General features: G+C 63.2%; 13 protein-coding genes. 7 read left to right on the top strand and 6 right to left on the bottom strand.

Annotated elements, in window-relative coordinates:
• Positions 1-192: 192 nt before the first annotated feature.
• Positions 193-534, bottom strand: a complete 342-nt coding sequence (locus R1T44_RS14475; RefSeq protein ID WP_043331370.1) for a YegP family protein — start codon at positions 532-534, stop codon at positions 193-195.
• A 430-nt stretch (positions 535-964) separates the two neighbouring features.
• Between R1T44_RS14475 and ilvD the strand changes: the two genes are divergently transcribed.
• Positions 965-2,809: a dihydroxy-acid dehydratase gene (ilvD, locus tag R1T44_RS14470; protein ID WP_107336223.1), complete on the top strand. Its 1,845-nt coding sequence runs from the start codon at positions 965-967 to the stop codon at positions 2,807-2,809.
• 170 nt (positions 2,810-2,979) lie between these two features.
• Here ilvD and R1T44_RS14465 read toward each other — a convergent pair whose 3' ends face one another.
• Both R1T44_RS14465 and R1T44_RS14460 read right to left on the bottom strand, forming a co-directional pair.
• Positions 2,980-4,593, bottom strand: coding sequence for a sensor domain-containing diguanylate cyclase (locus R1T44_RS14465; protein ID WP_284726604.1), 1,614 nt, complete (start codon positions 4,591-4,593; stop codon positions 2,980-2,982).
• A gap of 848 nt (positions 4,594-5,441) precedes the next feature.
• The gene (locus R1T44_RS14460) at positions 5,442-7,019 is read right to left on the bottom strand and encodes a helicase HerA-like domain-containing protein (RefSeq protein ID WP_317292255.1); all 1,578 of its coding nucleotides are present in this window, start codon (positions 7,017-7,019) and stop codon (positions 5,442-5,444) included.
• Between the two features lie 648 nt (positions 7,020-7,667).
• Here R1T44_RS14460 and R1T44_RS14455 point away from each other — a divergent pair.
• Entirely contained in the window at positions 7,668-8,027 is a 360-nt protein-coding gene (locus R1T44_RS14455; protein WP_054555534.1) for a hypothetical protein, read from the top strand.
• A gap of 237 nt (positions 8,028-8,264) precedes the next feature.
• On the opposite strand, the gene nudE is transcribed toward R1T44_RS14455, so the two are convergent.
• Positions 8,265-8,861 carry an ADP compounds hydrolase NudE gene (nudE, locus tag R1T44_RS14450; protein ID WP_317292952.1) on the bottom strand — a complete coding sequence of 199 codons (597 nt, stop codon included), beginning with the start codon at positions 8,859-8,861 and terminating at the stop codon, positions 8,265-8,267.
• Positions 8,862-9,062: 201 nt separating this feature from the next.
• Here nudE and yrfG point away from each other — a divergent pair, with 201 nt between their 5' ends.
• From yrfG to R1T44_RS14430, 4 genes are all read left to right on the top strand, one after another.
• Positions 9,063-9,773, top strand: a complete 711-nt coding sequence (gene yrfG, locus R1T44_RS14445) for a GMP/IMP nucleotidase (protein WP_082388286.1) — start codon at positions 9,063-9,065, stop codon at positions 9,771-9,773.
• A complete protein-coding gene (locus tag R1T44_RS14440) occupies positions 9,770-10,162 on the top strand; it encodes an RNA-binding S4 domain-containing protein (protein WP_107336226.1) in 393 nt (130 codons plus the stop codon). Before yrfG ends, R1T44_RS14440 begins: the two co-directional genes overlap by 4 nt.
• 154 nt (positions 10,163-10,316) lie before the next feature.
• Complete coding sequence (gene hslO, locus R1T44_RS14435) at positions 10,317-11,231, top strand: Hsp33 family molecular chaperone HslO (RefSeq protein ID WP_284726602.1); 915 nt, start codon at positions 10,317-10,319, stop codon at positions 11,229-11,231.
• Between the two features lie 309 nt (positions 11,232-11,540).
• Entirely contained in the window at positions 11,541-13,100 is a 1,560-nt protein-coding gene (locus tag R1T44_RS14430; protein ID WP_043331365.1) for a phosphoenolpyruvate carboxykinase, read from the top strand.
• A 122-nt stretch (positions 13,101-13,222) separates the two neighbouring features.
• Here R1T44_RS14430 and R1T44_RS14425 read toward each other — a convergent pair whose 3' ends face one another.
• Positions 13,223-14,065 (bottom strand): lytic transglycosylase domain-containing protein, encoded by an 843-nt coding sequence (locus R1T44_RS14425; RefSeq protein ID WP_284726600.1) that lies wholly within the window; start codon positions 14,063-14,065, stop codon positions 13,223-13,225.
• Positions 14,066-14,240: 175 nt separating this feature from the next.
• The gene (locus R1T44_RS14420) at positions 14,241-15,971 is read right to left on the bottom strand and encodes a proline--tRNA ligase (RefSeq protein WP_284726599.1); all 1,731 of its coding nucleotides are present in this window, start codon (positions 15,969-15,971) and stop codon (positions 14,241-14,243) included.
• A gap of 266 nt (positions 15,972-16,237) precedes the next feature.
• Between R1T44_RS14420 and R1T44_RS14415 the strand changes: the two genes are divergently transcribed.
• Positions 16,238-17,671, top strand: coding sequence for a Dol-P-Glc:Glc(2)Man(9)GlcNAc(2)-PP-Dol alpha-1,2-glucosyltransferase (locus tag R1T44_RS14415; protein ID WP_317292254.1), 1,434 nt, complete (start codon positions 16,238-16,240; stop codon positions 17,669-17,671).
• Positions 17,672-17,706 lie beyond the last annotated feature (35 nt).

The following is a 17,706-nucleotide window of genomic DNA, read 5'->3' as shown; positions in this document are numbered from 1 at the left end:
GCAAGACGACAGAGGCCCCGCCAATTGGCGGGGCCTCTGTCGTTGCTGTGCTTTCGTATTGCTGTGCTTTCTTATTGCTGTGCTTTCTTCTTCCTCTGCTTGGGTCTGGCGATTCCGGGAAAGTCTGGGAGAGCGATTGGAAGAGCGATCGGGAGGGTGATCGTGAAAGGGGCTGGTCAGCCTGGTTCATGCTCAGGCGGTGTCGAGTTGCTCGAGGACGGCCGCCTCGGCGGCATTGCGCCCGACGCTGGCGATGCCGTTGTCGCGGCCGGATTCCGACTTGTACATCTGACTGCGACCGATCTGCTGGCTGTTGGCGGCCAGCAAGGTGAAATAGAAACGTCCGTCCTTGGCGACTTCCCGGGTGAAGCGTTTTTCCTCGACGGCATTCTTGCGCACGGACTCCACGCCGTTCAGGCAGCCGCGCTTGTCGGCATAGCCCTGACTCTGCAGGATCTTCTCGCCGTTGCCTGCCTTCAGCGCAAAGTAGAACTTGCTGTCCTTGCCCCGAGTGATGACGAATTTTCCGGCCATGGGTGACTCCTGTTCCTTGTGGGGTGTCTGGCATTGCCTGATGTGTCGTCCTTCAGTGTAATCAGCGCCTCCCGCCGCAGGCCCACGCTAGAGGCCGCTTCATTCAACGCTTTCGGCGCTTGTCGGCATCTTTCGGGGCTGCTGGTGGCGTGGGCGGTGCTATCTGGTAGGCAAGCGGGGCCGGTACATGACAGAATTGACCCTAGGCAGACAGCGTTGACCCAAGAGGCACGCGTCTCCTCTGGACACCAGGTGTGCGTACCCCGAGCGGGGCGCCGCCTGACCAAAACAGAAGCCGCTCCCGTACGGAGTGATTCTGCAGCGGATTGCGCAGAAGGGCGGCGTCAATTTCCTGACCCTGCCAGGCGCAATTCCATGAATCAGTCCCTCTTCGCACAGGAGAGCGGCCAAGCATTGAATGAGGTTTACCATGCCAGAGTATCGTTCCCGTACGACCACTGCAGGTCGTAACATGGCCGGCGCTCGCGCCCTGTGGCGCGCCACCGGCATGAAAGATGGCGACTTCCAGAAGCCGATCATCGCCGTTGCCAACTCCTTTACCCAGTTCGTGCCGGGCCACGTCCACCTCAAGGACATGGGTCAGCTGGTCGCGCGCGAGATCGAGAAGGCCGGCGGCGTCGCCAAGGAATTCAACACCATCGCGGTCGATGATGGCATCGCCATGGGCCACGACGGCATGCTGTATTCGCTGCCGTCGCGTGACCTGATCGCCGACAGCGTCGAATACATGGTGAATGCCCACTGTGCGGATGCGCTGGTGTGCATCTCCAACTGTGACAAGATCACCCCGGGGATGTTGATGGCCGCCATGCGCCTCAACATCCCGGTCATCTTCGTCTCCGGCGGCCCGATGGAAGCCGGCAAGACCAAGCTGCTGGATCATGGCCTCGATCTGGTCGATGCCATGGTCATCGCCGCCGATGACAGCGTCGACGACGAGACGGTCGCCGAGATCGAGCGCAGCGCCTGCCCGACCTGTGGCAGCTGCTCGGGCATGTTCACGGCCAACTCCATGAACTGCCTGATGGAAGCGCTGGGTCTGGCATTACCGGGCAACGGCACCGTACTGGCCACGCACTCCGATCGTCGTCGTCTGTTCGAGAACGCCGGGCATCGCATCGTCGAGCTGGCGCGCCGTTACTACGAAGGCAACGAAGAGCATCTGTTGCCGCGTGCCATCGGCTCCCGCGCCGCCTTCGCCAACGCGATGACGCTGGATATCGCCATGGGTGGCTCGACCAACACCATCCTGCACCTGCTGGCCGCCGCTCAGGAAGCCGGTGTCGACTTCACCATGTCTGACATCGACAAGCTGTCCCATAGCGTGCCGCAGATGTGCAAGGTGGCGCCGAATACCCAGAAATATCACATCGAGGATGTCCATCGTGCCGGCGGCATCATGGGGATTCTGGGCGAGCTGGATCGTGCCGGTGTGCTGGATACCTCCGTGCCGACCGTCTATGGCGACTCGCTGTCTGCGGCGCTGGAAGAGTGGGACATCATGCGTTCGCCCACTGATGAAGTCGTCGAGTTCTATCGCGCCGGCCCGGGCGGTATTCCGACCCAGACCGCCTTCTCGCAGAGCGCGCGCTGGCCGAGCCTGGATGGTGATCGCGCCCAGGGCTGTATCCGCGATTACGACCATTGTTTCTCCACCCAGGGCGGCCTGGCCGTGCTGTACGGCAACATCGCACTGGATGGTTGCGTGGTGAAGACCGCTGGCGTCGATGACTCCATCCTGGTCTTCGAAGGCCGTGCCTACGTCTGTGAGTCCCAGGATCAGGCGGTGGAAGACATCCTGGCCGACAAGGTCAAGGAAGGCGACGTCGTGATCATTCGCTACGAAGGGCCGAAGGGCGGTCCGGGCATGCAGGAAATGCTCTACCCGACGTCCTATCTCAAGTCCAAGGGGCTGGGCAAGGCGTGTGCGCTGCTCACCGACGGTCGTTTCTCCGGCGGTACCTCGGGCCTGTCCATCGGCCACGCGTCTCCGGAAGCGGCGGCGGGCGGCGCCATCGGCCTGGTCGAGCATGGCGACACCATCCTGATCGACATCCCGAACCGCACCATCAACGTCAAGCTGAGCGACAGCGAGCTGCATGAGCGCCGTGAAGCGATGGATGCCCGTGGCAAGGATGCCTGGAAGCCGAGCATCCAGCGCAACCGTCGTGTCTCCGCCGCGCTCAAGGCCTATGCCTTGCTGGCGACTTCCGCTGACAAGGGCGCCGTGCGCGACCTGAGCAAGCTGGACTGAGAATCGGCTTCAGATATCTGACCCGGTCTCTGAGCAGGCCTCTGCGCTGAGACACTGCGCAAGCCTGTGTGAGTCAAACGACAACGGCCACCCTTCGGGGTGGCCGTTGTCGTTGATGGGGATGTGTCTGAAGGGCATCCGCGGCAGGTCGCGCACACGAAGGGCCGCACTCAGGGCAGATCGGGTGAGGGGAAGCCGCTCGGGGCCTGGGGGCTTGCGAAGGTGTCCGTCGGGATGACCGGCTCAAGCTCCAGGAAGCGCACGCGATTGCGTCCCTGGCGTTTGGCCTTCTTGAGTGCGTGCTGGGCGCGCTCGCAGAGCTCGAAACGGTTGGCCAGCGTGAGCGTATCGGGCGCCGGGTGATAGCAGGTCAGCCCGATGCTGCAGGTGACCGGCCCATCGAGACCATGCAGTTCTGCCGTGGCATGGCGGACGCGCTCGGCGAGGATGATGGCGCCGCTGGAATCTGTCTGGCCCAGCACCGCAATCAGCGAGCCATCGTCGCGCTGACTGAGCAGGTCGCTCTTGCGTGTCGCGTTGCGCAGAATGGTGGAGACCTGCTGCAGTGCGCGGTCTCCTGCGGCGCGGCCGTACTGGCGATTGAAGTCGGTAAAGGCATCCACGTTGAGCAGCAGGATCGACAGTGGCTGCCCGTGGCGTGCACTGCGCGCGATCTCGCCATCCAGCTGTTGCTCGAAGATTTCCGTGGGCAACAGCTTGTCCAGCACCGACGGCACGGCCGGGCCCGGGGGCGCCATGCTGGCCAGCTTGTGCCGCATGCGGGCCAGGCTCTCCTCGTGGGAGCGTCGCTCGCTGAGGTCCTGGTGCTGGCTGAGAATGACGCCGGAGTGGCTGTCGATCACATCCAGATGCAGCATGACTTCGATGATCTGCCCCTGTCTGCCCAGATAGCGATGCGGCTGCTCGAAGTGGGTGATCTCGCCGGCCTGCATGGCCAGAAGCGCCTCCTGACAGGCCTGCATGTCAGCAGGGTGGGAGACATCCTCCAGCGCGCCACGCTGCAGTTCACTCCTCTCCGTCCCCAGCAGTTGGGCCAGCGCCGGATTGAGACGTGTCCAATGGCCATGGAAGTCCATGATCGCCATCGGGAGCTGGCAGCGCGAGAACAGCAGCTCCATCTCCTGGTAGGCGAGGCGCAGGTTGCCCAGTTCACTGGTCAGCCGCTTGCGCGCATTCTCGCGATCGATCAAGCCTCCCAGCAGGCTGGCCAGTGTCTCGACCAGTGCACGATCGCTGGCGCTGAAATCTGCCGCGCGCGGTGAGTTGTCGCCGAAGCAGACGGTGCCGGTCAGACGGCCTTCGGTCCATACCGGGGCGGCGATGTAGCTCTGGAAGGGCATCGACTTGAGGGCCGGATGAGCCTCGAGTGCTGGCGTGCTCGCGATATTGGCGTAGGCGATGCAGCCTGCCTGCTCAACGACTTCATTGCAGTAGGTCTCGTTCAGCGGTGCGATCGCGCCCTCGACCTTGCCTGGCGGCGGATTGACCGCTGCCATGATTTCATAGCGATTGGCCTCAGCGTGGCCGAGGATGCCGGTGGTCATCCCCAGCAGGCGGCAAGCGGTCACCAGGTACTCTCTGAGCTGTTCGCTGAAGGTTCCCGCAGGCGCGAGTGTCAGGGCAAACAGCGCTTGCAGCTGGGCGGGTCCGAGATTCTCATTGAGGAAGACAGTCGCGGCGGCGGCTTGTGGTGAGAGCTCTGAGGTATCAACGGGACTCGAGTGCCCCGAGGAGGGTGGTCGCGCGGGCGGAGTAGGCAGCATGTGACATCCTTATCTTGCATGTTGCGGGGAGAGGGAATGGCCAGACAACAAGTATGGTGGCTCGGAGCGATGAACGGGCGCTTTGCCGGGGCAGAAAATCAACTGTTCATATACGTAAGACTGATGGGGCCTTTCTAGGTGCGACTGGATTGGAGACGCGCCAGGCCGTGACTCTGGTGGTGGTACAAAAGAAACGGGGAGGCCGGTCGATGGCTGATCGACGGCCTCCCCGACAAGTTCTTTCTCTGCCCACCATGATGCGTCGTCATGCGTGGCAGAGTCTGTGTGCCGCTTGTCCTGTCATCCGTGTCCTGTGCCGTTTCACACCTGGTGTCACCGGTGGGCAGGCAGGATCCCGCTGTTGTCATGCGTATCGTTGTTGGCTCAGGCGGCTTCTGCCAGCTGAGGTTCCGCTGTCGCTTCCATATCGATGGCTTCCAACGCCAGTTCGATCGAGAACCAGTTGTCGTTCAGCCACAATTCCAATGCTTCATTGCTCATGCACATCGTCAAGTCTCCCCGAGAGTAGTGGCAAGCGCGTGTGTGTCATGGTGTGCTGCCGGTAAGCAGCAATCATCAGTATGGCGTCTCCTTGCCGAGAGCGAATGAAGTTTGCGCGACGATATGATGTCAGCAGCCTTGGATAGCGAAAGCAGGACATCACCCATGGTCAAATGACCATGGGTGATGTCCTGCTTTTCGTGAAGGATGAGTCTCTCAGTCTCGAGAGCTTGCTTGCCGGGAAAAGCCTTTCCTTGCCAAGGAGCGCTTCAGGCTGTTGGCGAGGCGTCAGGCTGTTGGCGTGGCGTCACGCTGTTGGCGTTATGTCAGGCTGAAAGGAGCGAGCCTCAACGGCGAGTGAAGGAGCGCAGCAGACTGCGAATCAGGGTCCGTCCCAGCTGCGACCCCAAGGCGCGCATCACGGACTTGAGCAGGGTCTCCATGACGCCCTGACGCTGTCTGCCGCCTGAGCGTGGGGCGCTTTCGGCCACCGGACTTGTGTGCTCGGTGTCGCGGGGGGCAGCGCTGGCAGCGGCTTGAGCGCTTCTATCATGTTCTGCGGTAGACGGCGGGGTGTCAGGCGTTGCCGCTGGTGTCTCCTCCGGTCGAACCTGGGCCGTCGCCGAGCTCGTCAGTTGCGCCTCGAGACGCTCGTGAGCCGATTCACGATCTATCACCTCATCATAGCGACCGGCCAGTGATGAGCTTGCCAGCAGCGCTGTGCGCTCGCTGTCACTCAACGGGCCGATCCGTCCACGCGGCGGCGCGATCAAGGTGCGCTCCACCTGGGTGGGCGTGCCCTTGCTGTCGAGCACCGAGACCAGTGCCTCGCCCACGCCCAGCTCCGTGATCACCTGAGCCGTATCGAGGGCCGGGTTGGGGCGGAAGGTCTCGGCAGCGGTCTTGACGGCCTTCTGGTCGCGTGGAGTGAAGGCGCGCAGGGCATGCTGGATCCGGTTGCCCAGCTGGCCGAGCACGTCATCGGGGATGTCGGCGGGGGATTGGGTCACGAAGTAGACGCCGACCCCCTTGGAGCGAATCAGGCGCACTGTCTGCTCGAGGCGCTCAAGCAATGCCTTGGGAGCGGCATCGAACAGCAGGTGGGCCTCGTCGAAGAAGAACACCAGCACCGGGCGGTCGGCATCGCCGCGTTCGGGGAGGGTGCGAAAGAGCGTCGACAGGAACCACAGCAGGAAGGTGGTATAGAGGCGTGGACTCTGCATCAACTCACGCCCATCGAGCAGATTGATGAAGCCGCGTGTCTGGTCTCCCTCGCCCGTGGTCGCCAGCATGTCATTGATGTCGAGCGCCGGTTCGGCGAAGAAGCGCTCGCCGCCCTGGGTGGCCAGCACATGCACCCGGCGCAGCATGGCGCCGAGGCTCTGGGGGCTGACACTGCCATAGCGCTCCTCGAAGCCTTCGCGTTCACGCTCGATATGCTTGAGCAGGCTGATCAGGTCCTTGAGGTCGATCAGCTCCAGCCCTTCACGCTCGGCATGATCGAAGGCCAGGTGCATCAGGCCACTCTGGGTGTCGTTCAATTCCAGCAGGGTCGACATCAGCTCAGGCCCCATGGAAGCCACGCTGGCGCGCACCGCATGTCCGCTCTTGCCGAACAGATCCCACAGCCTGACGGGCGCGGCCTGGGGCTGCCAGTCATTGATGCCGAGGCTGGCGAGGCGTTCATCGACGCGTGGATGCGGGGCACCCGCCGCGGCGATGCCGGAGAGGTCACCCTTGACGTCGGCGGTGAACACCGGCACTCCCATGCGCGAAAACTCTTCTGCCAGCACCTGCAACGTGACGGTCTTGCCGGTACCTGTCGCACCGGCGACCAGGCCGTGACGATTGGCCAGTGCCCCGGCTAGCGTGATGTGGCCCTTGGGTCCCTGTCCTGCGAGTCCCCCGATCAGCACGTCTGGCATGTGAGTCTCCTGTCATTCAGGTGATGGCGGTGCTTGCAGAGGGAGGTGTGGCGACCACTGCCGATGACCGCAGAGATGGGCGATGTCGTGGAGTCATAGGGTTACAAAATGTTTCGTTGAGTAAAATACTGCAAGCCATCTTGCGCCACTTGACGCATGGCGTCAGGCAATCGATGCGCGACAAGCCGCCTGATGAGCGGCCAGCAGCCCATATGGGCGCTAATTAAACGCGAGCCGATATCTCACTCTTGTATAGGAAATCTGGAAGAAAGATATTTTTCTTTCCCTTCTCTGCTTGAAAGTCTGGCCCTGTAGTTCCATATCTTTAGGCATCAAGGCGCATGTGACGCAACACGCCTCGGCAGATTGGCGCTTTCGTCAAGAATGACACCAGCAGGTTCGGGTACAACTCTGGTGACGTTTTTTGAAGACTGCTCCGACAAGCAGCCGACGCTATAAGAGGGTGTTCGAGACATGCGCCGCAAAGAATTGACGCAGTACCACAAGACGTTGTTGAGATAGGTTGGAGCGTCTTGTGGAGCCTGGAACTCGAGACATCCAGTCTCGGGATTTCTGAAGGCTTACCGGCAACGGCCGAGCGAATCATCTGCTCGTCTCTTGCAACAGACCGCTACTGGAGGATGGATCATGAAGAAGCTGACTGCTGCACTTTTCGCGACTGCCCTGGCACTGCCGACCACCGCTGCCTTTGCCGAGCACCACGAATCCAGCAACACCGGTTCCGCCAACACTGGCGCCCACTCCACCAAGGTAGAGGGCGGTACTGCTGCGGGTCATGAAGATGGCAAGGTGCATGACGACGCCGAACGCAACACCGAGAGTGGTTCTGCCAACACCAAGAAGGATTCCATGATGGTGGAAGGTGGCACGGCTCAGTCCGAGTCCGCCAAGCACGGCAAGGTCATGGATAAGGGCGAAGACCACATGGGCGTCAGCCCGGAATCCGGTTCGTCCAACACCGCTGATGGCAGCATGAAGACCGAATAAGCGTGTCTTGACGGTCTGGTCTCAGGCCAGACCCGCAATGGATCTTGCGGTGCCTGAACGAGTCGCCAGCACGACCCGCTTGAGCGCATCGCGAGTGAAACGACAAGCCCCCGCCATTGGCGGGGGCTTGTCGTCGTATGGGAGCATGCAAGGCAGGGTGTGAGGAGCAGGAAAGAGGGGGCTGGGCCCTCAGGTGCTTGTCATCGGTGCTTGCCACCAATGCCTGTCATCAAGCCCCTACCACCAGCGAGGGCTGTAGGTATCTTCTCCGGCCAGCAGGCGTTCGCGGGCCATGAACAGCGCCGCGATCGCGCGCGCCTCGTGGAAGTCCTCACGCGCCAGCAGCGCCGGTAGCTCATCGAGACGGTGGCGCTCGACGACCAGCGGTTCCGGTTCATCGCCCGGCAGGCGCTTTTCGAACAGATCGCGCGCCAGCATCACGTTCATGCGGTGATCCATGTAGTTGGGTGCCAGGCTCAGTTCGGCCAGTGGCTCGATGTTGTGCGCGCCATAACCGCATTCTTCCATCAATTCGCGATTGGCGGCGGTCACCGGGTCCTCGCCCGGGTCGATCAGGCCCTTGGGCAGCGTCAGCACATATTGCTCAGGGCCAGCGGCATATTCACGGATCAGCAGCACGTGGTCGGGGTCGGGCATGGCAACGATCATCACCGCGCCGTGACCGCCGCTCTTGAGGCGCTCGAAGCTGCGGGTGGCACCATTGGAGAAGGTCAACTCCAGCGCTTCGACGGCGAACAGGCGCGAGCGTGCGACCTCGCGGCGTGAGTCGATCCGCGGCGGCGTCAGCGCGTGGCTGGCGTCTGAATGACTCATGGTCGGGTGAACGGTATCTGGCGCATCATCCATCGCAAGTCCTCGCGAGGCAGTATGAGAAGAGAGAACACTGTCGCTCATCGTGGCAGGCCACCGCGAGCGGGGCAATCACAAGCCGCCATCATCCCTCGTTGCACATGCGCGCCCGTGGGCCATGCTTTACACTATGAGGCCAAATTTCCCTCTGGCTGACAGAATCCGATGCTTGACTGGAACACTATCGACACCGTGCTGTTGGACATGGACGGCACTCTGCTTGACCTTCACTTCGACAGCCACTTCTGGCTCGAACACCTGCCCAGGCGCTACTGCGAGCTGCATCGCCTCGATGAGGCGCTGCAGGCCGATCTCAAGGCGCGCATCATCAGCGAGTCCGGCACGCTCAACTGGTACAGCCTCGATTACTGGAGCCGTGAGCTCGAGCTCGACGTCGTCGCCCTGAAGCGTGAAGTGCAGCATCTGATCGGCTATCGCCATGAGGCCGAGGACTTCCTCGCCTGGCTGCGCGATCAGCCGCAACGCGTGGTGCTGGCGACCAACGCCGACCGTCATGGCATCGATCTCAAGTTCGCGCTGACCGGCATGGGCGACTACTTCGACGCCGTGGTGTCGTCCGCGGATCTGGGCCACGCCAAGGAAGAGCAGGCCTTCTGGCACAAGCTCAACGAGATCGAGCCCTTCGATCCGGCGCGTACCCTGTTCATCGATGACAATCCCCAGGTGCTGGAAAGTGCCCACACCTATGGCATTGCCCATCTGCTGGGTGTGCGTCAGCCGGACTCGAAGCGCCCTGCGCGTGATTTCGAGCGTGTGCACGGCCTGGACGGCTTTGCAGTGCTGACCGAGGGTGCGGGCCCTGAGGTGGCCAATGCCGGAGTCTCGAGCGACGGGGAGGGCAAGGAGGCGTCATGAGCGATCAGGTACGTATCGACAAGTGGTTGTGGGCAGCGCGCTTCTTCAAGACGCGTGGCATGGCCAAGAAGGCCATCGAAGGCGGCAAGATCCAGTACAACGGCGGCAAGGTGAAAACCTCCAAGACCGTCGAGGTCGGCGCCGTGATCGAGGTGCCGCAGGGCTGGGATCGCCTCGTCGTCGAGGTGCTGGCTCTCAGCGACCAGCGCCGTGGCGCGCCCGAGGCCCAGAAGCTCTATCAGGAGACGCAGGAGTCCCGCGAGCGCCGTGAGCGTGACGCCGAGACGCGTCGCCTCGGCAATCAGGGCATGACGCCGCCTCCCGGCCGACCTGACAAGAAACAGCGTCGCAACATCCATCGCTTCCAGCGCCAGGATGCCGATAGCTGAGCCAGCGCGAGTCACCGCCGGGTGCCTTGGCACCGACCGGCACAATTTCCATACCGATGTGTGTCAGCACATCGTTGTTGGCGGCCTGACATGGGGGCGCTTGTGCGCTCTCCCTTCACGCCTGCCTTGAGGTCCCTCAATGAGCGAACACGACATGCAAGATTCCCATTCCACTGACGATGCGGCCGCGCCGAGCTTCGATCAGATCCAGCGCTTCCTGTTCGATGCCACCAACGTGCGTGGCGAGATCGTCACACTCGACAAGGCCTACGCCGAGGTGCTCGATCGTCACTCCTACCCGCAGGCCATCTCGCGCCAGCTGGGCGAGATGCTGGCGGCCGTGGCGCTGCTGACCGAGACCATCAAGCTCGATGGCACCATGACGCTGGAAGTGCGCGGTACCGGTATCGTGCGCCAGCTGATGGCCGAGTCGAACCCCGGCGGCGAGCTGCGCGCCATCGCACGTCTCAGCGATGAGGCGGTGTTGCCGACGGAAGAGTCCAGCCTGCAGGAGCTGGTCGGCCAGGGTCAGATCGTGATCACCCTCGACCCGCGTGAAGGCAAACGCTATCAGGGCATCGTGGCCATCGATCAGGACAGCCTCGCCGGCTGCCTGGAGAGCTACTTCAGCCAGTCAGAGCAGCTGCCGACCCGCCTGTGGCTGATGGCCGATGGCAAGCGCACCGGCGGCGTGATGCTGCAGCAGCTGCCCAACGATGACGCCAACAAGGACCCGGATGCCTGGGAGCGCGTTGTGCATCTGGCCGAGACCCTCAAGGCCGAGGAGCTGCTGACGCTGGAGCAGCAGGATGTGCTGCATCGTCTCTATCACGAAGAAACCGTGCGCATCTATGAGCCGAAGGCGCTGCGTTTCGGCTGCACCTGTTCGCGCGAGCGTCTGGGCGCTGCCCTGCACAGCATCGCCGCCGACGAGCTGCGTCAGATCGTCGCCGAGCAGGGCGAGCTGGCCACCCAGTGTCACTTCTGCCATACCCGCTATTCCTTCAGTGCCGCGGAAGTGGAAGCGATCATCGAAGATCCTGACGCCGAAAGCCCCATCGTGCATTGAGCATTTCCCGACGCGCCGGCGGCTGGCCACGGGGATGATGATTGTCTGACATATCGTCGTCCGTCAGGCGACGGCGACTGCGCCAAAGTGTTGCAACAATGGGCGTTTCCGCCCGACACCCTTTTTGCCATAATGCCTTGCCAGCACAGGGCCGGATGCCCTGTGCTGGTGGTATCGACGGTGTCATGGCATGCCGTCATGCGCGATCGGGCAGCAACGATCGATCACAAAATAAGCCTGTGGCATGTACCTCGGGCATCTGGCTTCAGCCATCAAGAGAGAGGGCGGCCCTGAGCCGCGGAGACGCGAATGAGCAAGCATCAAGACAGTGCGGTGACCACTCACACCAATCTCAGCAGCGCAGAGCTGATCGAGCTGGCAGTGGCTCGCGGCGAAGGACGTCTGGCCGACAACGGCGCGCTGGTCGTGGAGACGGGCGCCCGTAGCGGACGCTCCCCGAACGACCGCTTCATCGTCGACGAGCCGTCCACCTCGGACGCCATCGACTGGGGCAGCGTCAATCGCCCGTTCAGCCCGGAGCGTTTCGACGCCCTGTGGGAGCGCGTCGAGGACTACCTCGGCGAGCGCGACAGCTTCGTCTCCGAGCTGCATGTCGGCGCTGACCTCGAGCACTACCTGCCGATCCGCGTGACCACCGAGACGGCCTGGCACAACCTGTTCGCGCGTACCATGTTCGTGCGTCCGGACAGCTTCAATGCCAAGGACAAGAGCGAGTGGACCATCCTCAACGCGCCGCACTTCACCTGCGAGCCACAGCGTGATGGCACCAACTCCGACGGCGTCGTGCTGATCAACTTCGCGCGTCGTCGCGTCCTGCTGGCGGGCATGCGTTACGCCGGTGAGATGAAGAAGGCCATGTTCTCGGTGCAGAACTTCCTGCTGCCGGAAAAGGACGTGCTGCCGATGCACTGCTCCGCCAACGTCGGTGACGACGGCGAGACCACGCTGTTCTTCGGCCTGTCCGGCACCGGCAAGACCACCCTGTCCGCCGACCCGGCGCGTTACCTGATCGGTGATGACGAGCATGGCTGGGGCGAAGGCACCGTCTTCAACATCGAAGGCGGCTGCTACGCCAAGTGCATCGACCTGTCCCAGAAGAACGAGCCGGTGATCTGGAACGCGATCAAGTTCGGTGCCGTGCTGGAAAACGTGGTGCTGGATGACCGTCGTGGCGCGGATTACGGCGATGACCGTCTGAGCCAGAACTCGCGTGCCGCCTACCCGCTGGAGCACATCGAGAAGCGCGTGCCGGAAAACCGTGCCGGCGAGCCGAATGCCATCGTCTTCCTGACCTGCGACATGTCCGGCGTGCTGCCGCCGGTGTCCGTGCTCAGCAAGCAGGCCGCTGCCTACCACTTCCTGTCCGGCTACACCGCCAAGGTCGGCTCCACCGAGATGGGCTCCACCGCCGGTCTCGAAGCCACCTTCTCCACCTGCTTCGGCGCGCCGTTCTTCCCGCGTCCGGCACGTGAATACGCCGACCTGCTGATCAAGCGCATCGATGCCTTTGGCTCACGCGTCTACCTGGTCAACACCGGCTGGACCGGTGGCTCCTACGGTGAGGGCGGCTCACGCTTCTCCATTCCGACCACGCGCGGCATCATCAGCGCGATCCAGAACGGTGCGCTGGCGGACATCGAGACGCGTCACATCGACGTGCTCAACCTGGATGTGCCGGTGCGCGTGCCGGGCGTCGACTCAAGCCTGCTCGACCCGCGTGAGACCTGGGAAGACCGCGCCGCCTACGACAGCAAGGCGCGTGACCTGTCAGCCAAGTTCGTCGAGAACTTCAAGAAGTTCGCCGGCGTGGATGAGGCGATCATCGCGGCAGGCCCGACCCTGGTCTGACGATCAGCGGGATTGATCGCAAGCGGTTAGCAAAAAGCCTCGCCCGGTGTTCCGGGCGAGGCTTTTTCGTGTCTGCTGCTTTTCTCGTCGACAGCTGCTGTCATCACCTGCTGTCGGGCGTGTCAGGGACTGCCGCCGGCGGCCAGCGAGCGGTTGGCAGGGCCGTCGAAAGTATCCTCGGCGGCGAGCGGTTCCTGGCCTGACTCAGTGCTGCTGGTCTCGGCGTGTCGTGACGCGTCTTCGTCGGCGGTGTCGACTAGGCCTTCGGGCGTGCGTTCGGCGACGAAGGGTGCCGGCGCCTGATACCACCAGCGGGTGGTCCAGGCGCGCATCACCCGCTCCGGGTACCAGGTCTTGCCGAGGCTGCCGTTGTAGCGTGCCAGCGCATCGGTGATATCGCCTTTCTCGCGCTTGAGATAGTGGGCAAGGATGGTGGCGCCGTAGCGCAGGCTGGTGTCCTGATCGAGCAGGTTGTCGTCGGGCTCGCCGATCTCACGCTTCCAGAACGGCATGACCTGCATCAGGCCGCGAGCACCGGCGTGGGAGACCGCGGTGGGTTTGAAGGCGCTCTCGACCTGGATGACGGACAGGATCAGCTCCGGTGCCAGGCCTGTGCGCGTCGCTTCGCGGCGTACCTTGCGCAGCAGGTCGATGCGCGCGGCGCGGTCGGGCATGTAGCGCTCCAGACGCTGCTGCATGCTCAATACCCAATGCAGGGCATCGATGGGGTCCTCGAAGGCCTCGGGTTCGGCCAAGGCCTCGCGCAGGCTGTCACGTAGCCCCGGCGACAGCCCATGCTCGGGGATAGCGGCGGCGGCCTGCACCGAGGGGCTTGTCAGTCCGGTAGACGCGGCGCTCAGCGTCAGCAGGACAGCGGCCAGCCACGGGCGCAGGCGGCGGTGTGAGGTGCCACCTGCAGCGCCATTTACGGGCGGCGCTGAAGGGGAAATCGATGAGATGGTCATGCGCAGTCCCTGCGTATCAGTCATGGCGCCATTATGCCGTTACCGCGGCGTTGACGGTAATGGGATGTTCAAGGAAGGCAGATAACGAGACAGCCCGCCCCTCGAGAAGAGGAGCGGGCTGTCTTGGGTACTGCGATAGCGTCAGCTGTGAGCGAGTGGCTCAGGCTGCTCGAGTTCAGCTCGCGCTGCGCTCGGCCAGGAAGTCCAGCAGGCTGTCGATGGCGATCATGGTCGCTTCGGCATCGGTGCGACCCTTGTACTCGTACTCGCCATTGTCGAGACCGCGATCACCGATCACCAGACGATGCGGAATGCCCAGCAGCTCGCCGTCGGCGAACTTGTTGCCCGGGCGCAGATCACGATCATCCAGCAGCACGTCGTAACCGGCGGCGGTCAGCTCCTGATAGACGCGCTCGGCTGTCTCGCTGACACGCACGGACTTGTGGGCGTTCATCGGCACGATGGCGACCTGGAAGGGCGCGATGGCTTCCGGCAGCACGATGCCGCCCTTGTCGTTGCCCTGCTCGATGGCAGCGGCGACCACGCGGGTCACGCCGATGCCGTAGCAGCCCATGGACAGCGGCTGCGCCTTGCCGTTCTCGTCGAGCACGGTGGCGTTCATGGCTTCGGAGTACTTGGTGCCGAGCTGGAAGATGTGACCCACCTCGATACCGCGTGCGATGTCGATCACGCCCTGGCCGTCCGGTGACGGATCACCGGCGACGACGTTGCGGATATCGGCGATCTCCGGCAGCGGCAGATCGCGCTCCCAGTTGAGGCCGAAGTGGTGCTTGCCTTCGATATTGGCACCGGCACCGAAATCGCTCATCAGCGCGACGCTGCGATCGATGATGATCGGCATCTCGAGGCCGACCGGACCGAGGGAGCCGAAACCAGCGCCGACGGCGGCGCGCACTTCCTCGTCGCTGGCCATGGTCAGCGGCTCGGCGACCTGCGGCAGGTGCTCGGCCTTGATCTCGTTCAGCTCGTGGTCGCCACGCACCATCAGCGCGATCAGACCACCTTCGACGCCTTCGGCCGCCTTGACGATCAGCGTCTTGACGGTCTTCTTGATGTCCAGACCGTGCTGCTCGACCAGTGCGGCGATGGTCCTGGCGTTCGGCGTGTCGACCAGCTGCATCTCCTGGGTCGGTGCCGCGCGCTCAGGCGTCTCGCCCAGCGGTGCCGGCAGCGCTTCACACTTCTCGATGTTGGCGGCGAAATCGGAGCCGGTGGAGAAGGCGATGGCGTCTTCACCGGAGGCGGCCAGCACGTGGAATTCGTGGGAGCCGGTGCCACCGATGGAGCCGTTGTCGGCGATGACGGGGCGGAAGTCGAGGCCCAGGCGCGTGAAGATGCGCACGTAGGTGTCGTACATCACCTGATAGGTCTCTTTCAGGGATTCTTCGCCCAGGTGGAAGGAGTAACCATCCTTCATCACGAACTCGCGTGAGCGCATCACACCGAAGCGCGGACGAATCTCGTCGCGGAACTTGGTCTGGACCTGATAGAAGTTGGCCGGCAGCTGCTTGTAGCTGTTCAGCTCACGACGCGCGAGGTCGGTGATGACTTCCTCGTGGGTCGGGCCGACACAGTAGTCGCGCTGGTGACGGTCAACCACGCGCAGCAGCTCGGGGCCGTACTGCTCCCAGCGACCGGATTCCTGCCACAGCTCGGCTGGCTGCACGGCTGGCATCAGCAGTTCCTGGGCACCGGAGCGGTCCATCTCTTCACGCACGATGCGCTCGACCTTGCGCAGCGTGCGCAGGCCCAGTGGCATCCAGGTGTAGAGGCCGGAGGTCAGGCGACGGATGAAACCGGCCCGCAGCATCAGCTGGTGGCTGACGACTTCGGCGTCGGACGGGGTTTCCTTGAGAGTGGAAATCAGCAGTTGACTGGCACGCATGGGCTCAGCGATCCCTCGACTTGTCGCTTTGATCGGTACGCTTCGCAGTCGCGAAGCATGAACAGGCAGGTCTTCGGCACGCCTTTTACAGGCGTATCAGCGAAGCAGACTGAGCGCATTGTACTGCCGCGAGCCTTGGAGGGGCAAAGTGCATGGCCAGACTGGAAAAATCCGCGCCGGCCTGCCGATACTGGTGACACGGGATTTCCCTTTGGAGAGGGCCGTGAACGGCTTTCTCAGGGGAGGTCTGACAAGGAGACAAGGATATGTCGTCACTCGATCAGCGCATGGGATACGCGCGCGCCAGACATCGCTGGCCCTTGAAGGTGGGGCTTGTGTTGCTCGCACTGGGGGCGTGCCTGAGCGTTTCCCTGTGGCTGGTGAGTCTTTGCCTGCCGATCCCTTTCGTCGATGAGGGAGTGCATTTCGCGCAGATTCGCCAGTTTCTCGCCGGCGACTGGAGTCAGCATCCCAAGCTGACCACCCTGACCCTGTATCACGCCACCATGGCGGTGACGCTGATGGCACTCCAGACGTTGGGGGAGTGGCTCAATCTTCCCCTGGCGGCTGACGCCATGGCCGGGCGCTGGCCTGAAATGCCCTCGGTGAACTGGGTGCGGGGCCTGTCGCTGCTCGGCTTCGGTGTCATGGCGTGCATGGTCTGGCGGGCGCTGCCGAGCGTCTATCGGCGCCTGGACCCCATGCTCGATGAGAGCGGCGCCCAGCAACAGGCGAACCGTCAGAGCTGGCAGTGGCTATGGCTGCCGATCATCTTCCCCTATCTGGCGCTGGTGTATACCGACCCGTGGATCATCGTGCTGGTCGCGCTGCAGCTCGTCGCGCTGGTGCGTGAGCGGCGTCTGCTGTTGCTGGTGTTGATCCTGGCTGGTCTCGGCTTGCGACAGGACAGCATCGTGCTGCTCGGGTTGTGGGGCGGTCTGTTGCTGTTCATGACGCATGCGCAGGCAGGGGCTCGGTCGCAGGCTGTCGGCATGGCGCCACCGCTGCGCTCACCGCTATCCCAGCTTTCCGTCTGGTGGGGGCTGATCGTGCGCTGGTGGTGGGTGGCCGTGATTCCGGTGGCCGCCTTCATCGGGTTTGTCGTCTGGAACGACGGCATTGCCATGGGCGATACCACCCGCCATCAGGCCGGTTGGCACACCGGCAATCTCGGCTATTACCTGGGCGTGATCGGCGTGGTGTTTCTGCCGTTGTGGCTGGCCGACCTGCCGCGTCAGTGGCATCTGCTGTGGCGTCTGTGCACCCGGGGTACCTGGCCATGGCGGGGCATTCTGCTGCTGGGGGCGCTGGCGGGTGTGTGGGTCATGCTGGTGATGAGCCTTGAGGTGACGCATGACTACAATTTCCAGCGCTGGACGATCCGCAATAGCTGGCTGTTATGGCTCAATGAGTACCCGGTGGGGCTGTGGGTGACCATGCTGCTGACCACCAGCATGGCGCTCTGGTGGCTGAGGGCACCGCTGCGGCTGGGGCATGGTGGTCTGCTGCTGGTGATGCTCGCCTTGATGATCTGCACGCGGGAGCTGATCGAGACGCGCTACATGCTGCCCTTGATCACGGTCTTCCAGCTGCTGCGCTGTGCAGAGCGAGCGGAAGTGGAGCGCGCAATGACGCTCTGGGCGATAGCGATGGGGGCGCTTCTGCTGGCGGGATTGGTGCTGACGCGCACCCTGCCATGAGGCGGTGGCAGGGCGCTTTGGAGGCTCACTCGATG

It is taken from the genome of Cobetia amphilecti (genome assembly GCF_032923285.1).
GTDB classification, from domain to species: Bacteria; Pseudomonadota; Gammaproteobacteria; order Pseudomonadales; family Halomonadaceae; genus Cobetia; species Cobetia amphilecti.
The sequence above is the reverse complement of the archived record's forward strand: the minus strand, read 5'-3'. Positions and strand labels throughout refer to the sequence as shown.